General features: G+C 34.4%; 16 protein-coding genes. 14 read left to right on the plus strand and 2 right to left on the minus strand.

The window, feature by feature from the left end:
• Window positions 1–18: 18 nt before the first annotated feature.
• Window positions 19–783, minus strand: coding sequence for a TPM domain-containing protein (locus PBV87_RS15790; RefSeq protein ID WP_271012895.1), 765 nt, complete (start codon window positions 781–783; stop codon window positions 19–21).
• Window positions 784–785: 2 nt separating this feature from the next.
• Window positions 786–1,355, minus strand: a complete 570-nt coding sequence (locus tag PBV87_RS15795; protein ID WP_271012896.1) for a LemA family protein — start codon at window positions 1,353–1,355, stop codon at window positions 786–788.
• Window positions 1,356–1,491: 136 nt separating this feature from the next.
• Between PBV87_RS15795 and PBV87_RS15800 the strand changes: the two genes are divergently transcribed.
• The 14 genes from PBV87_RS15800 (at window position 1,492) to PBV87_RS15865 (ending at window position 16,145) form a co-directional block, all read left to right on the plus strand.
• Window positions 1,492–3,192: a LytS/YhcK type 5TM receptor domain-containing protein gene (locus PBV87_RS15800; protein WP_053985947.1), complete on the plus strand. Its 1,701-nt coding sequence runs from the start codon at window positions 1,492–1,494 to the stop codon at window positions 3,190–3,192.
• Window positions 3,189–3,944: a LytR/AlgR family response regulator transcription factor gene (locus tag PBV87_RS15805; RefSeq protein ID WP_053985946.1), complete on the plus strand. Its 756-nt coding sequence runs from the start codon at window positions 3,189–3,191 to the stop codon at window positions 3,942–3,944. The genes PBV87_RS15800 and PBV87_RS15805 overlap by 4 nt, the downstream gene beginning before the upstream one ends.
• Window positions 3,945–4,064: 120 nt before the next feature.
• Entirely contained in the window at window positions 4,065–5,489 is a 1,425-nt protein-coding gene (locus tag PBV87_RS15810) for a carbon starvation CstA family protein (protein ID WP_271012898.1), read from the plus strand.
• A 123-nt stretch (window positions 5,490–5,612) separates the two neighbouring features.
• Entirely contained in the window at window positions 5,613–6,245 is a 633-nt protein-coding gene (locus tag PBV87_RS15815; protein WP_271012899.1) for a pentapeptide repeat-containing protein, read from the plus strand.
• A gap of 132 nt (window positions 6,246–6,377) precedes the next feature.
• On the plus strand, window positions 6,378–7,907 hold the full coding sequence (locus PBV87_RS15820) for an alkaline phosphatase (protein ID WP_271012900.1): 1,530 nt from the start codon (window positions 6,378–6,380) through the stop codon (window positions 7,905–7,907).
• Window positions 7,908–8,079: 172 nt separating this feature from the next.
• Window positions 8,080–9,204 (plus strand): YibE/F family protein, encoded by a 1,125-nt coding sequence (locus PBV87_RS15825; protein ID WP_053985942.1) that lies wholly within the window; start codon window positions 8,080–8,082, stop codon window positions 9,202–9,204.
• A gap of 48 nt (window positions 9,205–9,252) precedes the next feature.
• Window positions 9,253–10,032: a histidinol-phosphatase gene (locus tag PBV87_RS15830; RefSeq protein WP_271012901.1), complete on the plus strand. Its 780-nt coding sequence runs from the start codon at window positions 9,253–9,255 to the stop codon at window positions 10,030–10,032.
• A 173-nt stretch (window positions 10,033–10,205) separates the two neighbouring features.
• Window positions 10,206–11,585, plus strand: coding sequence for an MATE family efflux transporter (locus PBV87_RS15835; protein ID WP_271012902.1), 1,380 nt, complete (start codon window positions 10,206–10,208; stop codon window positions 11,583–11,585).
• A 172-nt stretch (window positions 11,586–11,757) separates the two neighbouring features.
• The gene (locus tag PBV87_RS15840) at window positions 11,758–12,270 is read left to right on the plus strand and encodes an NUDIX hydrolase (RefSeq protein ID WP_271012903.1); all 513 of its coding nucleotides are present in this window, start codon (window positions 11,758–11,760) and stop codon (window positions 12,268–12,270) included.
• 27 nt (window positions 12,271–12,297) lie between these two features.
• Window positions 12,298–12,813, plus strand: a complete 516-nt coding sequence (locus PBV87_RS15845; protein ID WP_271012904.1) for a P-loop NTPase family protein — start codon at window positions 12,298–12,300, stop codon at window positions 12,811–12,813.
• An 89-nt stretch (window positions 12,814–12,902) separates the two neighbouring features.
• Window positions 12,903–13,157, plus strand: coding sequence for a helix-turn-helix transcriptional regulator (locus PBV87_RS15850; protein WP_330680457.1), 255 nt, complete (start codon window positions 12,903–12,905; stop codon window positions 13,155–13,157).
• Entirely contained in the window at window positions 13,144–13,854 is a 711-nt protein-coding gene (locus PBV87_RS15855) for a DUF3169 family protein (RefSeq protein ID WP_271012905.1), read from the plus strand. The genes PBV87_RS15850 and PBV87_RS15855 overlap by 14 nt, the downstream gene beginning before the upstream one ends.
• Window positions 13,855–13,880: 26 nt before the next feature.
• Complete coding sequence (locus PBV87_RS15860) at window positions 13,881–15,230, plus strand: TraB/GumN family protein (RefSeq protein WP_271012906.1); 1,350 nt, start codon at window positions 13,881–13,883, stop codon at window positions 15,228–15,230.
• A 117-nt stretch (window positions 15,231–15,347) separates the two neighbouring features.
• Window positions 15,348–16,145, plus strand: coding sequence for an HAD family hydrolase (locus tag PBV87_RS15865; protein ID WP_271012907.1), 798 nt, complete (start codon window positions 15,348–15,350; stop codon window positions 16,143–16,145).
• The last annotated feature ends 12 nt before the right edge of the window (window positions 16,146–16,157 follow it).

The raw sequence follows: 16,157 nt of genomic DNA on the forward strand, positions 1-16,157 counted from the left end.
GTTGCGACCTCTTTTTTATTACCATCCACCGCTTGAGCCGCCACCATTAGAAGAGCCGCCTCCGAAACCACCATTTCCTCCAAATCCACCAGGACCACCACCATTTCCACGACCTCTGCCACCACCAGTAATACTAGAAATATAGAAGATTTGTAGTAGGCTAGAGAGAATACGTCCTCTATTTAGAACAATATCTAGAAGAAGTAAGACAATAATGATAGGTGCAATAGAAGTTTGTTTATGAGGTTGTGTATTTGTAGAAGGCGTAACGGCATATTCTTCAAATAAAATAGCATTAAAGCTATCATAAGCTTTTATAAGACCTTCTTCATAGCGGCCCTCTATAAATTCGGGTTTTGCTATATTGGTCATAATACGATTACTAAGTGCATCAGGAATAAGACCTTCTAATCCTCTTCCTACTTCAACGCGCCAACGCTGATCCTTTGTAGCAAGGAGAATAAGCAAACCATTATCTTCCTCGGCATGACCAATACCCCAGCTCCTAAAAAGTTTAATGGCATAGTCTTCAATAGGAATACCTTCAGTTGAAGGAACCACAACAACAATAGCTTGTGCACCTGTTGAGAGCTCTACTTGTGTACCTACTTCTACAAAATAATCTAGACCTTGCTTAGAGATTGCGCCAGCATAATCGTTAATGTATTTGTATGTTGTAGGTGAGGGGAGAGATGGTATAGCAGCTAAAGAAGCAAAGTTCAAAAGTGTAACAGTTATTAGAACTAAAGTTATGAGCTTCCAATGTTTAGATTTATTTAGCATAATCAGCCAGAGAAGTCTACAATCGGTGCTTCATTAGCGCCAGCAGTAGCTGTATATAATGGATAATCTGGGAAATTAAATAGGGAAGCTACAATATTAGTAGGAAAACGTCTTTTTTGATTGTTATAGCTTGCTACAGCAGTATTATAGTCTTGTCTTGCAATAGCGATTCTGTTTTCAGTACCTTCTAGCTGAATAGATAAGTCTTGAAAGTTCTGATTAGACTTTAAGTCAGGATAGCGTTCTACAATGACAAGTAATCTAGATAGAGCATTACTTAATTCACTATCCGCCGCAGCTTGCTCGTTTACATCAGTCGCACCAGCAAGTTTACTTCTAGAATTGGCAATATCTGTAAAAATTTCTTTTTCTTGAGTTGCATAGCCTTGTACAGTATTTACAAGATTTGGAATAAGATCCATACGACGTTGAAGTTGTGTGTCGATATTGGACTTCGTTGTATTGACATTTTGTTCTTGCGTAATCAGATTGTTGTAACTGCCAACAGTAGGAATAGCAAGGAGTACAATTACAATAATGATACCAATAAGTACTTTCCAGCCTGTTTTCATCTTATTAAACTCCTTTCTTAATATAGAAATAGTATGTGTAGAAATGAACAGGATTATAGAATGAACAAACCTTAATATTTATGCTATAATAAATTTAAAAAGTTAGAAAATAAAATACAATTTTAGGGTGATAATGATGGATCCAATATTAAGAAATATTTGTTTAAATATTAGTATGTTGGTTTTTATGGCTTATTTATTTACACGTATTCCTATAATAAAAGATTTTATTTTTAATGATAGTGACAGATTATACTCAAAGATTATTTTGGCAGTTATATTTGGAGGAATGGGGATTGTTTCAACCTATACAGGAATCAGCGTACAAGGTGCAATAGCAAATACAAGGGTTATTGCTATTGTAACAGCAGGAATTATTGGGGGGCCTGTAGCAGGTGTAGGTGCTGGACTTATAGCAGGTGTACATAGATACCTTATTAATATAGGTGGATTTACGGCAACAGCATGTGCCATTTCTACTATACTTGAAGGGCTAATAGCAGGATTATTCTCAAATCGTATACAGAAATCAAAACAAAGAGGGATGTATATAATAGGTGTTACTATTTTGGCTGAGCTGGTACAGATGAGTGTCATTTTGCTTGTAGCAAGGCCATTTAATCAAGCAGTAGAAGTGGTAAAAGCAATCTTTATACCTATGGTATTTCTAAATGCAGTAGGTGTAGGAGTCTTTATTAATATTTTAGATTTTATTGTTATGGAGAGAGACTATGAAGCTGCAACACGTATTAAGCTGTCTTTAAAAATAGTCGATAGATGTTTACCCTATTTTAAAAATGGATTTTATAATGAACAAAATTTACAGGATATGGCTCAAACTATTTTAAAGATGTCTGATGTATCAGGAGTAGCCATGACAAATGAACAAGAAATATTAAGTTGTGCAGGATTATTAGAAAAGGCACAGTTTAGTCAATGTACCTATTTAAAGGAACTCATTAAGACAACATGTATAACAGGTAAGATACAAGTAGCAGATAAGCATGAGCTAGGGGAAAAAATCTTTAAATCTTTTAAGATGTTTACAGTAGTCATTGCACCTATTATAAAACATAATGAATGCTTAGGATGCATGGTTGTTCTCATTAACAAATCTAAGAAGGCCATACAAGCAGAAATAGGCTTTGTAGATGGTTTAGCCAAATTATTTTCAACCCAATTAGAGTTAGCAGAACTAGATAATCAAATTAAGTTAAGGCAAAGGGCAGAATACCAAGCCTTACAATCTCAAATTAATCCTCATTTTCTTTTTAATGCTTTAAATACAATTAGTGCATTGTGTAGGGAGAAACCAGAGCGTGCAAGAGAGTTACTTATTGTGTTAAGTACTTATTTTAGAAATACTTTAGAGGAAAGCTTAGATTCTATAAGTTTAGCTAAGGAGATAGAGCATGTTAAAGCCTATTTACAGTTAGAAAAAGCCAGGTTTGAAGAGCGGTTACAAGTAGAAATAGACATGCCAGAAGGGATTTGCTGTACAGTGCCCAACTTTATTTTACAACCTATTGTAGAAAATGCTGTGAAACATGGTGCCATGAGTAGAGCAGAGGGCGGTAAAGTAATCGTTGCTGTCACACAACAAGCACAAGAAGTTATCATTACAGTAAGTGATAATGGTAAAGGGATAGAAGAAGGTTTACTAGAAGATCTCTACAAAAATAAAATGGCAAAAGGGAAAGTAGGCTTATCTAATGTACATAGAAGGTTAAAAAGTGTTTATGGAGAGCAGAATGGTTTACAAATTGATTCAAATATAGGTAAAGGTACCATTTGTACCATACATATACCTTTGATGAGAAAGGGGGAAGTAGCATGAAAATTGCTATTGTAGATGATGAGAGACCATCGAGAAGTGAGTTAAGATATCTTATTGAAAAGTATTTGCCTTATGTTGAGATTGAAGAGGCAAATAGTGGACAAGGTCTTATGAAAAAAGTTTTAGAGATACCTTTTGATGTGATTTTTTTAGATATTAACTTAGGAGATGTACAAGGCATAGAGTTAGCGGCTTTAGTCAAAGGCGTTCTACCTGAGGTAAGTATTGTTTTTGCTACTGCGTATGATGAATTTGCTGTAAAAGCTTTTGAAATGGAAGCAATAGATTATATTATGAAGCCCTTTGATGAAAGGCGAATAGAGCTTACTATGAAGAAGATTATGAGGCAACATAAGAGAAAGCAAGTTTTAAGAGATCAATCTATAGAAGCATTACAGGTAAAAGAACAAGCAAGAGAAATTGGAAAGCTGGCTATAGGTACAGATAAAAAGTTAAATTTAGTGGATATTAAAGAGATTGCCTTTATAGAAGTAGATGAACGTGCGTGCAAAATACATACTTTTAAGGGTACACTGCAAAGTGGCCAACCCTTAAAGTATTTTGAGGAAAAGTTAGGGAAGGAACATTTTCTAAGGATACATAAGAGCTATATGATTAACTTAAAGTATGTAACAGAAATAGAACCAAGTTTTAATAATATGTACGTTGTTAAGCTTAGAGGATTCGAGAGAGAAGCCCTTCCTGTAAGTCGTAATCATATTAAGAAATTGAAAGAATACTTTTTAAGTTAAAACTGTGCATTTAAAACGTGAAATCAAACCTTTTAAACAAGAGTATATACATTTTAAACATAAAATTCTGACGTTTTGTTATAAATTTGTTAATATATAATAAAACAAGGAGGGATATTTATGATTACATTTTTTGTTGCACTTGCCCTACTTATAGGAGGGTATTTTGTTTACGGAAAAATAGTTGAAAGGGCATTTAACCCTGATGACAGGCTGACACCAGCAAGCACGATGGAAGATGGTGTAGACTTTGTACCGATGAAAACAGGACGTATATTTTTGATACAACTTCTAAACATAGCAGGTCTTGGACCAATCTTTGGTGCACTACTTGGTGCATTGTGGGGACCAGTTGTATTCTTATGGATTGTATTTGGAACCATCTTCGCTGGTGGTGTACATGATTATTTATCAGGTATGATTTCTGTACGACATAATGGTGCAAGTATATCTGAAATAGTAGGTATGTACTTAGGGAATGGTATGAAAACAGTCATGCGTATTTTTTCTGTGGTTCTTCTCGTATTAGTTGGTACAGTATTTATGACAGGACCAGCAGGATTGCTAGCAAGACTTACACCCGATACACTTACAACTAATTTCTGGCTTATTGTAGTACTTATATATTATTTCTTAGCAACATTATTACCTATTGATAAATTAATCGGAAAGATTTATCCAGTTTTTGGAGTAGCTCTTATTGTTATGGCTCTCGGAATCGGTGGTGGTATTTTAGTACAGGGATATCATATTCCAGAGTTAACACTTACTAATATGCATCCGGATAATTTACCAATCTGGCCAATGATGTTTATAACCGTTGCTTGTGGGGCCATCTCAGGATTCCATGCAACTCAATCACCTATGATGGCACGTTGTATTAAAAGTGAGAAAGATGGACGCAAAGTATTTTATGGTGCAATGGTAGCAGAGGGGATTATTGCTCTTATTTGGGCAGCAGCAGGTGTTGCCTTCTATGAAACAACAGGCGGTTTATCAGCAGCACTAACTGAAATGGGCGGTCAAGCAGGTGTTGTTTATGATATTTCATTTAAACTTTTAGGGCCTATGGGTGGCGTACTTGCGATGATTGGTGTTATTGCATGTCCTATTACTTCTGGTGATACCGCATTTAGAAGCGCAAGACTTACCCTTGCAGACTGGATGGGCAAAAATCAATTACCAATGAAAAATAGATTAATCCTTGCAGTGCCACTTTTAGCAGTAGGTGGACTTCTTTCACAAATAGATTTTAATATTATTTGGAGATACTTCTCTTGGTCAAATCAAACATTAGCCATGATCGCACTTTGGGCAGCAGCGGTATATCTTTATAAGAGCAAAGCAAAATATTGGATTGCAGCAGCACCAGCAGCCTTTATGTCAGCTGTTTCTTGTACTTATATTTTACAAGCGCCAGAGGGCTTTAAGCTTTCAACAGCTATTTCTTATCCAGTAGGCGCAATCTTTGCGATAGTATGTTTAGGAATATTCCTTAAAACAACCGTATTACGTAAAAAAGAGGAAAGTAGCCTAGATGCATAGACTTCAGCATCACTAAAATAATATCTGAATATACCTTGCGGATTGACTTTAATCGATTATCCTATATAGTATAAGAAGATAATAAATAGGAAACTAAAACATTTTGTTTTAGCTGGAGGATACATGGCTATTAATTTTAAGAATACACAAAAGCTTAAGAAGAACTTCATGTACAATAACTTAAAGAAAAGTAATTGTTTTGATGTAGACTTTTCAGGTTCAAATTTTGACTTTACCAGTTTAAGAGGGGCACATTTCAAAGGATGTAACTTCTATAAATGTACCTTTAAATCAGCTGAATTAGTAGGAACAAATTGTAAGAAGAGTAAATTCAAACAAGCTAAATTTGAAGATACTATTTTTGAAGGGGTTAACTTAAATGGTGCAGACTTCAGTGGAGCAACATTTAAAAATACAGTATTTCTAAATACAGATGTAAGTGTAGCAGCTAACTTAAACTTAAATGATGAAGGTATTATAGTTTATGAGAGTATGCCAGAACTTGAAATGAGTGAAGAACTTAGAGCTGCCATCTTAAGCCTTATGGAAAATGAATATGTGAAAGCTTCACGTGTACTAGATACAAAAGATGGTGACATTAATACACTTAGTGTAATGCGTTTACTTGCACACTACGAGGAAAAAGCACTTATTCGTGGATTCAAAATTATGCAACCACGTTTAGACAAAGAGTTCTGTACACTAAGTTATTTACTTAAAATGTTAGAGACTTATAAAGAAGCCGGATTTCTATAAAAGACTGCCTATGCAGTCTTTTTTTATTTAACAAAGATTTAATATAAATCTAATATTTGTCCAATGTGGATTTAACCTCATAATATTATTCTTTTAACTGAAGAAAACAGATAATGAAGGGGAAATCAAAACATGAAATTAAATAAAAAATTCGTTATAGCATTAGTAGGAATGGCAGTACTTGCATCATCATTTGTAGGGGTAACACAAATGCAAGCAAGTCCAACACCAATCGTAGCAGCTGCTGCAGCAAATACCAAGAAGGTAGAATATAAGAAACCAAAATATATCTTTACATTCATTGGGGATGGTATGTCTTATGTACAGCTTAATGCAGCACAAGTATACAAAGGTGCGACAGAAAAAGGAGGCATTAACTTAGGTAAACTTGCAGTAAGTAGCTTCCCAGTTGTAGGTTCAGCAACAACGCAAGATTCTACATCTTTCTGTCCAGATTCAGCTTCAACAGCTACAGCGATTTCTAGTGGGGTTAAAACACATAGTGGTGTAATTGGTTACAACGCTGACAAAGAAACAAAACCAGAAAGTATTACAGAAAAACTTAAAGAAGATGGCTATAAAATTGGTATCGTAAGTAGTGTTTCTATTGACCATGCTACACCAGCTGCTTTCTATGCTCATGAAGTATCAAGAAGTAATATGTACAATATTGCAATCCAACTTGCTGAAAGTGATTTTGATTACTTTGCAGGTGGTTCTTTAGCACAACCAAACGGCAAAAACAAAGATCAACAAAGTGCATTTGAAATTATAGAAGAAAATGGTTATACAATTGCTGATACAAACGAAGAAATTGCAGCATTAAATAATGATTCTGGTAAAGTCTATGCAATCAGTCCAAAACTTCAAGATTCAAACGCTATGAGCTATGCGCTTGATAGTGAAAAAGGGGATTTAGAGCTTAAAGATTTCGTTAAAAAAGGTATTGAAGTATTAGATAATGAAGATGGATTCTTCATGATGGTTGAAGGTGGAAAAATTGACTGGGCAGGTCATGCAAATGATGCAAGAAGTAACATTGGGGATGTTATTGCATTAGATGAAGCCATTCAAGTAGCTATAGACTTTGCAAACAAACATCCAGAAGAAACTTTAATCCTTGTAACAGGTGACCATGAAACAGGTGGTATGAGCATCGGATACTCAACAACTGGTTACAATACAACATTTGATATGTTAGAAAATCAAACAATGAGTTATGTAGAGTTTGATAAATTAATTGCTGATTACAAAGCAACTACAGATGTTGCGTCAGCAAAACTTGAAGATCTTCTTCCAACGATTAAAGAAAACTTTGGGCTTATGACATCAAAAGATAAAGATGCAAGCAAAAACCCTGAGTTTGTGCTTACAGATTATGAATACAGCAAGTTAGAAAAAGCATTTGAAGAAACAATGAAAGCATCAGCAGATCGCTCTAAAGACCAAGAAGCAGGTATTCTCTACGGTGGATATGAACCACTTAGTGTAACACTTACACACCTTCTTAATAATAAAGCAGGTATTGGCTGGACTTCTTACTCACATACAGGTGTACCAGTACCAGTATACGCAATGGGCCAAGGTCAAGAACTTTTCAGTGGTGCTTATGATAACACAGATATCTTCAATAAACTTGTAACAATCTGTGGTCTTGAATAAGTAATACATAGCAGTAAGTAAGGTTGGGTTATTAAAAAAAGTCTAAATGGAGTAAAAGGTGAGGGGACTTAAAAATAAAAGTTATCCTCACCTTTTATAGTTTAAATAGGAATAAGTCTATAGGATGGTTAGACTTGAAATATAGAATCAATGGATAGGAGTAAGGTGATCAATGAAAGCAGCTCTCAAAAATAAAAATGTTATCTTTTCGCTTTTATGTCTTATATTGATAGGCATACTACTTATCATTCCTACAGGGTTTGAAAAACAAATGTATGTCAATGCAGAAAGTGTTAAGGCAAAGGTCTTAGAAACTAACGAAAGTACAGTATATAACAATGGTCTACTTAGACAAGGAAGCCAAGTGTGCCAAGTAGAATTATTAGGTGGAACCTTTAAAGGGGAACAAGTAGAGGCAGTCAATCTTCTAACAGGTAAGTTAGAGTTTGATAAGTTATTTCAAGTAGGTGATACAGCACTTGTATTAGTTGAAAAATCTCAATCAGGAGAAATCCTATTTGTGAATATGCTTGACCATTATAGGCTATCTGCTGAATGGTTTATTGTACTTGTATTTATGGCAGCATTACTTATTTTCTCTGGAACAGTAGGTATTAGAACGATTATATCTTTTATCTTTAGTTTACTTTGTATATGGAAATTACTAATTCCAATGCTTTTAAAAGGCTATCAGCCTATGATATTAGGATTAGTTATTGGGTTAACAATGGCTACAGTAACTTTAATCTTAGTTGGAGGGTTTACAAAGAAGGCTTACTGTGCAATAGCAGGTACGGGGCTCGCTTCTATATTGACATGTTTTATGGCAATGGGGTTTGGAGCCATCTTTAAAATAGATGGAACGGTTATGGCGTGGTCTGAATCATTACTATACGCGGGATTTGAAAACTTAAATTTAACACAAATCTATCAAGCTGCAATTTACTTATCTTGTTCAGGAGCGATTGTAGACTTAGCAATGGATTTATCTGCTGCACTAGAAGAGGTGGTAGAGAAAAAGCCAGACATATCAAGCAAAGAGATTTGGGTGTCAGGTATGAGAATCGGAAGGTCTGTAGTAGGATCTCAAGCGACAACATTACTCTTAGCTTATATGGGAAGTTTTATTACAGTTATGATGGTTTATATGGCACAAGGTACACCAATGATAAGTATTTTAAATTCCAAATCTATTGCAGGTGAAATTTTACATACATTTGTAGGCTGTATAGGTCTAGTGATTGTCTCACCACTTACAACGATGATCTGTAGCTATGTATACAAAAAGGAAAAATAGTGTGCTATAATGGGTAGCGATGAATGTCGGACCATAAAGGAGTTTATTATGTTAGCCAATTATCATACGCATACGGAACGTTGTAAGCATGCAACAGGAAAAGTTATAGATTACGTAGAAGCAGCAGTAAGTGCAGGTGTAGAAATACTAGGGATGTCAGATCATACTCCATTTCCAAATAATAGCCTTTGGCCAGAAGTAAGAATGGCATATGAGGAATTAGATGACTATATTAAGCAGATTGATGAGGCACAAACAAAATATCCACAAATCAAACTGCTAAAGGCGTTTGAATGTGAATTTATTGAAGATTATAGTTCATTTTATAATGAAGTGCTAAGAGGACAATATGGGGCAGATTATTTAATTTTAGCAGGGCATATGATTCATGGAACTTCACCATGGAATAGGCTAGGTATGGTTAAAAGTGATAAAGAAGAGCTTAAACTCTATGCCAACTATCTAGTAAAAGCAATGGAAACAGGATTATTTAAGTTTGTAGCACATCCGGATGTGTTTGGACACTTTTATTTACCATGGGATGAAGAAGCGATTGCAGCCTCTAAATATATTATTGAAGCAGCAAGTCACTATAATATGCCATTAGAGATTAATGGATACGGATTAAGAAAACCAGAGATTATGACACCACAAGGTTCTAGAAAACAGTATCCACTAAAAGGATTCTGGGAGCTAGCAGCTGGGTATGATTGCAAGGTACTAGCTAATTCAGATGCACATAAACCAACTGATATTATTGCAAAAGTTGAAGAGGGTTATCAGATTGCAGATCAATACGGATTAAAAAAAGTTGAGTTTGTATGGTAAACATAGACTTTTTTAAATACCTATTCATTCAAAGGAATGATGAAAGAATAGATAACATGAGATGTAAGAGAAGACACATAAGTTGATGGAGAATAATCACTTGTGTGTCTTTTGTATTTATGAGAAAATAATATGAAAATGAAATAAGCGAAGATGCCAGGGGGAGAACTATCATGAAGAAATTGATAGGTGACAAAAAGTTTTATCAGATGGTATTGGCCATTGCAGTGCCTATTATGATTCAAAGCGGAATTACAAGCTTTGTAGGATTAATAGATAATATTATGGTGGGTCAAGTGGGGACAGATTCTATGTCTGGGGTTGCCATTGTTAATCAATTGCTATTTGTGTTTAATTTATGTATTTTTGGTGGGATATCAGGTGCTGGGATTTTTACAGCACAATTTTTTGGTCAAGAAAATCATGAAGGGGTACGAGATACTTTTCGTTTCAAAATTATTATTTGTGCAATGATTACAGCTATTGCAATATTGATTTTTGGTACATGTGGAAGTAGTTTAATTGCCCTTTACTTACATGAAGGAAGTAGCTCAGGAGACATTGGTAATACGCTTACATATGGAGAAGAGTATTTACGTATCATGTTAATCGGGCTTATACCTTTTGCCATTTCACAAGCGTATTGTGGTACTTTACGTGAGACAGGAGAAACTATAGTACCTATGAAGGCAGGGATTGCTGCAGTATTAGTAAACTTAGTTTTAAATTACTTACTAATCTTTGGACATTTTGGATTCCCCAAACTAGGCATTGCAGGAGCAGCTATAGGTACGATCATTGCAAGATTTATAGAGTGTCTTATTGTAGTGGTATGGACGCATAGACATCACGAAAAGAATCCATTTATACAAGGTGCTTATAAAACACTAAGGGTACCACTAGCCCTCACAAATAAAATTATCATAAAAGGTATGCCACTTTTACTTAATGAAGGATTATGGGCAGGTGGTATGGCAGTATTGATGCAATGTTACTCTGTTAGAGGATTATCAGTAGTAGCGGGGATTAATATAGCCAATACTATAGCCAATTTATTTAACATAGTATTTTTAGCATTAGGTAATGCAGTAGCGATTATTGTAGGCCCGCTATTAGGTGCAGGTAAAATGGATGAAGCGAAAGAAACAGCTTACAAGATGATTTTCTTTTCTGTTTGTTGTTGCTTAATACTAGGAGGGGTTATGGTAGTTGTCGCTCCAGCATTCCCAATGCTTTATAATACGACAGATGAAGTTAAGGATTTAGCAGCTTGGTTTATACGTATTGCAGCCATATGTATGCCTATATACGGCTTTTTACATGCGACTTACTTTACACTTCGTTCAGGTGGTAAGACGATTATCACCTTTATATTTGATAGTGTTTATTTATGGTTAGTAAGTATACCTTTAGCTTTTATGTTAGCCTACTATACAGGCATTAATATTTTAGTCGTATACTTAATGTGCCAGCTAGTTGATATTTTCAAATGTATACTAGGTTATGTATTACTGAGAAAAGGTATTTGGATACAAAACCTTGTAACTGATTAAATGGTTAGAATAGATGAAGATAACAAGAGCCATTGCATGAAGATGTAATGGCTTTTTTGCTACCTTAAGAAATTGTAAGATAAAATTAAGAATAGAGAGAGGGATCCTATGATATAATAAAAATATTCAGACAGGTAGTTGCCATATAAGATGAAAGGTAAGGATAGATACAGTGGAAAAATGGGATTTATATAATGAACAAAGACAACCTTTAAATAGAACACATAATAGACCAGAACCAATGGTAAGAGGTGAATACCATATCGTTGTTAGTATCTGGACTGTAAATAGCAAACATGAAGTACTTACTACATTAAGACATCCGGAAAAAGATAAATACCCAAACTTTTGGGAGAATACAGCAGGTTCAGTCTTAGCAGGAGAAACAAGTAGACAAGGTGCTAGAAGAGAACTTTTAGAAGAAACAGGTATAAAGGTAGAAGAGGAAGAACTTCACTTTTTACGAACAATAAAAGAAGAAAGTGCTTTTGTAGATTTGTACATTATAAGAAAAGATATAGGAATCGATGAATTAGTGATGCAAGAAGGCGAAACTGTAGATGCTAAGTGGGTAAGCTTAGAGGAGCTAGATGAAATGATTGAAAAAGAGCTTATTGCAAGCCCTGTTGCAAAAAGATTACAGCCTATAAGAGAGGATGTTGAACGTTTTATATTTAATAAATAAAAGTAATAGGTGTTGGGGGAGAACACGATGAAAATTTATATTGTAGGGATAGTGGCAAGTGGTAAAACAACATTGGCTAGAAGGTGGTCAGGAGAACTAGACATACCTTTTTATGAACTAGACTGCATTATATATGGGAAAAAAGATGGCGTAAGATATAAAAGAACACCGGAAGAACAGCAAAAGATCATAGAGAAGATAGACCAGCAAGGTGATTGGATTATTGAAGGTACTTATAGAAAAAGTTGTCATGAGCTTTTAGATCTTGCAGATAAAATTATTTTTTTGGATCCACCATTATGGAAGCGTAGGGTAAGAATTCTGAGTAGATATGTTAAGCAGGTATGTGGTCTAGAAAAATGTCATTATACACCTACATTAAGTATGCTAAGGTCTATGTATAACTGGTCGGATGACTTTGAAAAAAATCGTGAGAAGTTTGAAACCATGCTTTTTAGATATGGTCATAAATTGATTCTACTTAGACGATATAAAGGTGTTTATATCAAGGGAAATGAAGTATTAGAATTTATTGATGGATAGCTATTTAATATGAAGCCTTTAAAGAAGAGTTTAAAATAAACTCTTCTTTTTTTGTTGACAAGAATACTTGTCAGTGGTAAGCTTTTGTTATGACAAGAATACTTGTCATAACGGAGGTGAATGAAATGCCCCTTTACAATCAAGTAAAGCAGATGAGAGAAGAAAAGGGTATAAGTCAAACAGAGCTTGGAAAGCTTTGTGGAGTATCAAGACAAACAGTAAGTAGCATTGAGCGTGGAGACTACCATCCTTCAATTGTATTAGCAATCAAGATTGCGCATATATTTGATAAACAGGTAGAAGAGCTATTTTGGTTGGAGGATGAAGAAAATGAAAAGCTATAATTGGAAAAAGGGAATTGGAATTATTGTAATCAGTGGTTTTATTGGTGGGTTAATAGGATTTTTAATGAACATGATAGAAGGAAGTAATTATTTAAATACAATTATAAGCGTTGCCCAAGGGATATCACCAAGTTTATATATAATAGGTCTTATATCAGGTATTATAGGAATTGGAGGGTATTTTTACTTTAATGGGAAACTGAAAAAAGAACATTATTGTGATGAAGAAGGCTCTTTCTACGATACTCATGAAAAAGCAATGAGTGTAGTGATGATGTGCTCTACCTTATGTGCAGTCATAAACTTTACTGCATTAGGCATAAATATTTTTAATGATACACCTTTTGCCATATTATTTTTTGTAAATGTTATATTAGCTTTTTGGGGAGAGGTAGCACATATTGCTTTAGTCAAAAAGGTTAGACCAGAACTTGATGCAGATCCATTAGAAGTGAACTTTAATAGAGATCACTTTGATAAACTAGATGAATTTGAAAAAGATAAAGTAGGGAAAGCGTGTTTTAAAACAATATCAATGATGACACCTATCTATGTGTTTTTATTCTTATTATGTTATGGAATAAGTTTGGTATTTAACGTTAGCCCAGTTATTTGTTTACCAATTGGAATCATTTGGGCAGTACAAACTATTTTGATGACTTATTATAGCAACAAAGATTATAGTAAGAGCAAATAATAAATTATTGTGGGAGGTATTTGAAGATGTTTAAAAAGGTTTTAAGTTTAGGATTAATGACAGTCATGTTAGCAAGCTCCGTTTCAGTTTTTGCAAGGGAAGTTGATCCAGCAAAATGGGCATTAAGTGAATTAAATGATGCAGAGGCCTATGGCGTAGCACCAAAAGGCTTTGAAAAAGGACTGAATAATGTTGTATCTCCAGAACAAATGAGTTTTATTATACAAGGGCTTAGAAATAAATGTATAGAAGCAAAACTTGTTGCTAGCACAAATACAGAAGTTAAATTAAGTACAACAAGAGGAGAAGTATTAGAAGCTTATTATACTGTTCTTAAAGATTATAGTGGATTAGACTTGAAGAATGACTACATAGCTTATATGAGCGAAAATCAAATTATCAAAGGTTATGGTAAAGAGGATCTTAGATTAGAGCAACCATGTACGGTACAAGAAGCACTTGTTTTTGCATCACGTGTAGTAGAAAGTGTATATGATCAACTTGGGTTAGGCACAGATGGGTTCTTATGGGAAGTAAGTGATGAAAATAATACAATTTATTTACTTGGTACTGTACATATTGGAAAATCAGAAGTATATCCATTAAGCAAAGGGTTAAGGGAAGCTATTGAGGCTTCTGATAAAGTATCTTTTGAAGTAGATTTTGCCAATCAAGAAGGAATGATGTATTTAGCACAAAAGCAAATGTACTTAGATGGTACAACATTAGATAATCATGTAGATGAAGAAACCTATAAACGTATTGTCGCGCTTATGGAACAATATGGCGTACCAGAAGAACAAACAAAATACTATAAACCTTGGGCGCTTTCTAATACATTAACAGCCCTAACAGCACAAGATACAGAGAGCTTAGAAGCAGTAGCAACCTATCCAGTTATAGATGCTTATGTTTATTCAAAAGCCCTATTAGAAGACAAAGAAATCTTAGAAATTGAAGGCTATGCCTTCCAAGCAGATTTACTTGATGGCATACCTGTGGATTATCAAATTCAAAGCTTAAAAGCAGGATTAGATATGGTAGAGGCAATACAATCTGGTGAGGGCAATGCAGAAACTGCACAAGCTGAAGTAGAAATGATGAATAGCTGGATACAAATGATGAAGGTAAGAGATATAGAAGGATTTGAAGCAAGCTATCCTAAAGATTCAGGTATTGAAAGTGGAGATATTATGACTAAAGCTCTCTTTGAAGGGCGTGATGCACATATGACAGAAAAAGTAGTAGAATACTTAAATGATACAACAGATGCAAATTACTTTGTAGCTGTAGGTGCAGGTCATATGATAGGAAAAGAAGGAATCGTTAAACGTCTCCAAGAATTAGGTTATACTGTTAAAGTAGTAGAAAGATAGGATTTTGTTAAAATAGTTTAAAATATAATAAGCCTACGAGATGATTAATCAATTATTTCGTAGGCTTTTTTGTATGCTATAATAGGGGGTGACACTGACAGCATTAGAGGAGGCAACATGAGAAAAGTAATATTTTTTGACATTGATGGAACATTAATTAATAGCTGGGATGGAATAATGGATATAACACCGAAGGTGAAAGAAGCAATAAAGAAAGTACAAGCCAAAGGCCATTATGTATTTATTGCAACAGGTAGACCTTATGCTTTTATAAGCGATGAAATCATGAACTTTGGATTCGATGGTCTGATTTTAGCAAATGGTGCACAAGTTATATTAAATAATAAAACACTATTCACAGATAAAATAGATAAAGCATTTGTAAATAAAGCAGTAGAAACATTTGAAGAACTAGGAATGGAATACATATTAGAAGATGAATACTACTCTTATATAAAAGCAGATTATGAAGAATACTATAATTTCTATTTAGGTGTAGGTGCATCTCCACAACTTGTAAAACGTGAATATGACATAGATACAATTGAAGTACAAAAGATAGAAATGCGTTGTCCAACAGAAGAAGCCTATGAAATATGCCTAGACTTTATCAAGGCACATCCAGATTATGATTATTGGCATAGCATTAGTGCTAAGGCTTTTGAACTTTATCCAAGACGTAATACAAAGGCAACAGGGATTTTAAGAATTCTTGAACATTTAGGTATTCCAGTAGAAGATAGTTATGGTTTTGGAGATGGAAAAAATGATATTGAGATGCTAGAAACAGTAGGCTATGGTATTGCTATGGGAAATGCAACTGATGAAGTCAAGCAATATGCTAAGGCTGTAACAGATACTGTACATAATGATGGGGTAGCTATAGGGATTGAAAAATATATTTTAAATAACTAGAAAATAGGAGTG

Source organism: Holtiella tumoricola, from assembly GCF_027857615.1.
Taxonomy (GTDB): domain Bacteria; phylum Bacillota; class Clostridia; order Lachnospirales; family Cellulosilyticaceae; genus Holtiella; species Holtiella tumoricola.

Coding starts and splice junctions, on each gene's coding strand:
- PBV87_RS15790 (WP_271012895.1), bottom strand. CDS start 783: ATGCTAAATAAATCTAAACATTGGAAGCTCATAACTTTAGTTCTAATA.
- PBV87_RS15795 (WP_271012896.1), bottom strand. CDS start 1,355: ATGAAAACAGGCTGGAAAGTACTTATTGGTATCATTATTGTAATTGTA.
- PBV87_RS15800 (WP_053985947.1), top strand. CDS start 1,492: ATGGATCCAATATTAAGAAATATTTGTTTAAATATTAGTATGTTGGTT.
- PBV87_RS15805 (WP_053985946.1), top strand. CDS start 3,189: ATGAAAATTGCTATTGTAGATGATGAGAGACCATCGAGAAGTGAGTTA.
- PBV87_RS15810 (WP_271012898.1), top strand. CDS start 4,065: ATGATTACATTTTTTGTTGCACTTGCCCTACTTATAGGAGGGTATTTT.
- PBV87_RS15815 (WP_271012899.1), top strand. CDS start 5,613: ATGGCTATTAATTTTAAGAATACACAAAAGCTTAAGAAGAACTTCATG.
- PBV87_RS15820 (WP_271012900.1), top strand. CDS start 6,378: ATGAAATTAAATAAAAAATTCGTTATAGCATTAGTAGGAATGGCAGTA.
- PBV87_RS15825 (WP_053985942.1), top strand. CDS start 8,080: ATGAAAGCAGCTCTCAAAAATAAAAATGTTATCTTTTCGCTTTTATGT.
- PBV87_RS15830 (WP_271012901.1), top strand. CDS start 9,253: ATGTTAGCCAATTATCATACGCATACGGAACGTTGTAAGCATGCAACA.
- PBV87_RS15835 (WP_271012902.1), top strand. CDS start 10,206: ATGAAGAAATTGATAGGTGACAAAAAGTTTTATCAGATGGTATTGGCC.
- PBV87_RS15845 (WP_271012904.1), top strand. CDS start 12,298: ATGAAAATTTATATTGTAGGGATAGTGGCAAGTGGTAAAACAACATTG.
- PBV87_RS15850 (WP_330680457.1), top strand. CDS start 12,903: ATGACAAGAATACTTGTCATAACGGAGGTGAATGAAATGCCCCTTTAC.
- PBV87_RS15855 (WP_271012905.1), top strand. CDS start 13,144: ATGAAAAGCTATAATTGGAAAAAGGGAATTGGAATTATTGTAATCAGT.
- PBV87_RS15860 (WP_271012906.1), top strand. CDS start 13,881: ATGTTTAAAAAGGTTTTAAGTTTAGGATTAATGACAGTCATGTTAGCA.
- PBV87_RS15865 (WP_271012907.1), top strand. CDS start 15,348: ATGAGAAAAGTAATATTTTTTGACATTGATGGAACATTAATTAATAGC.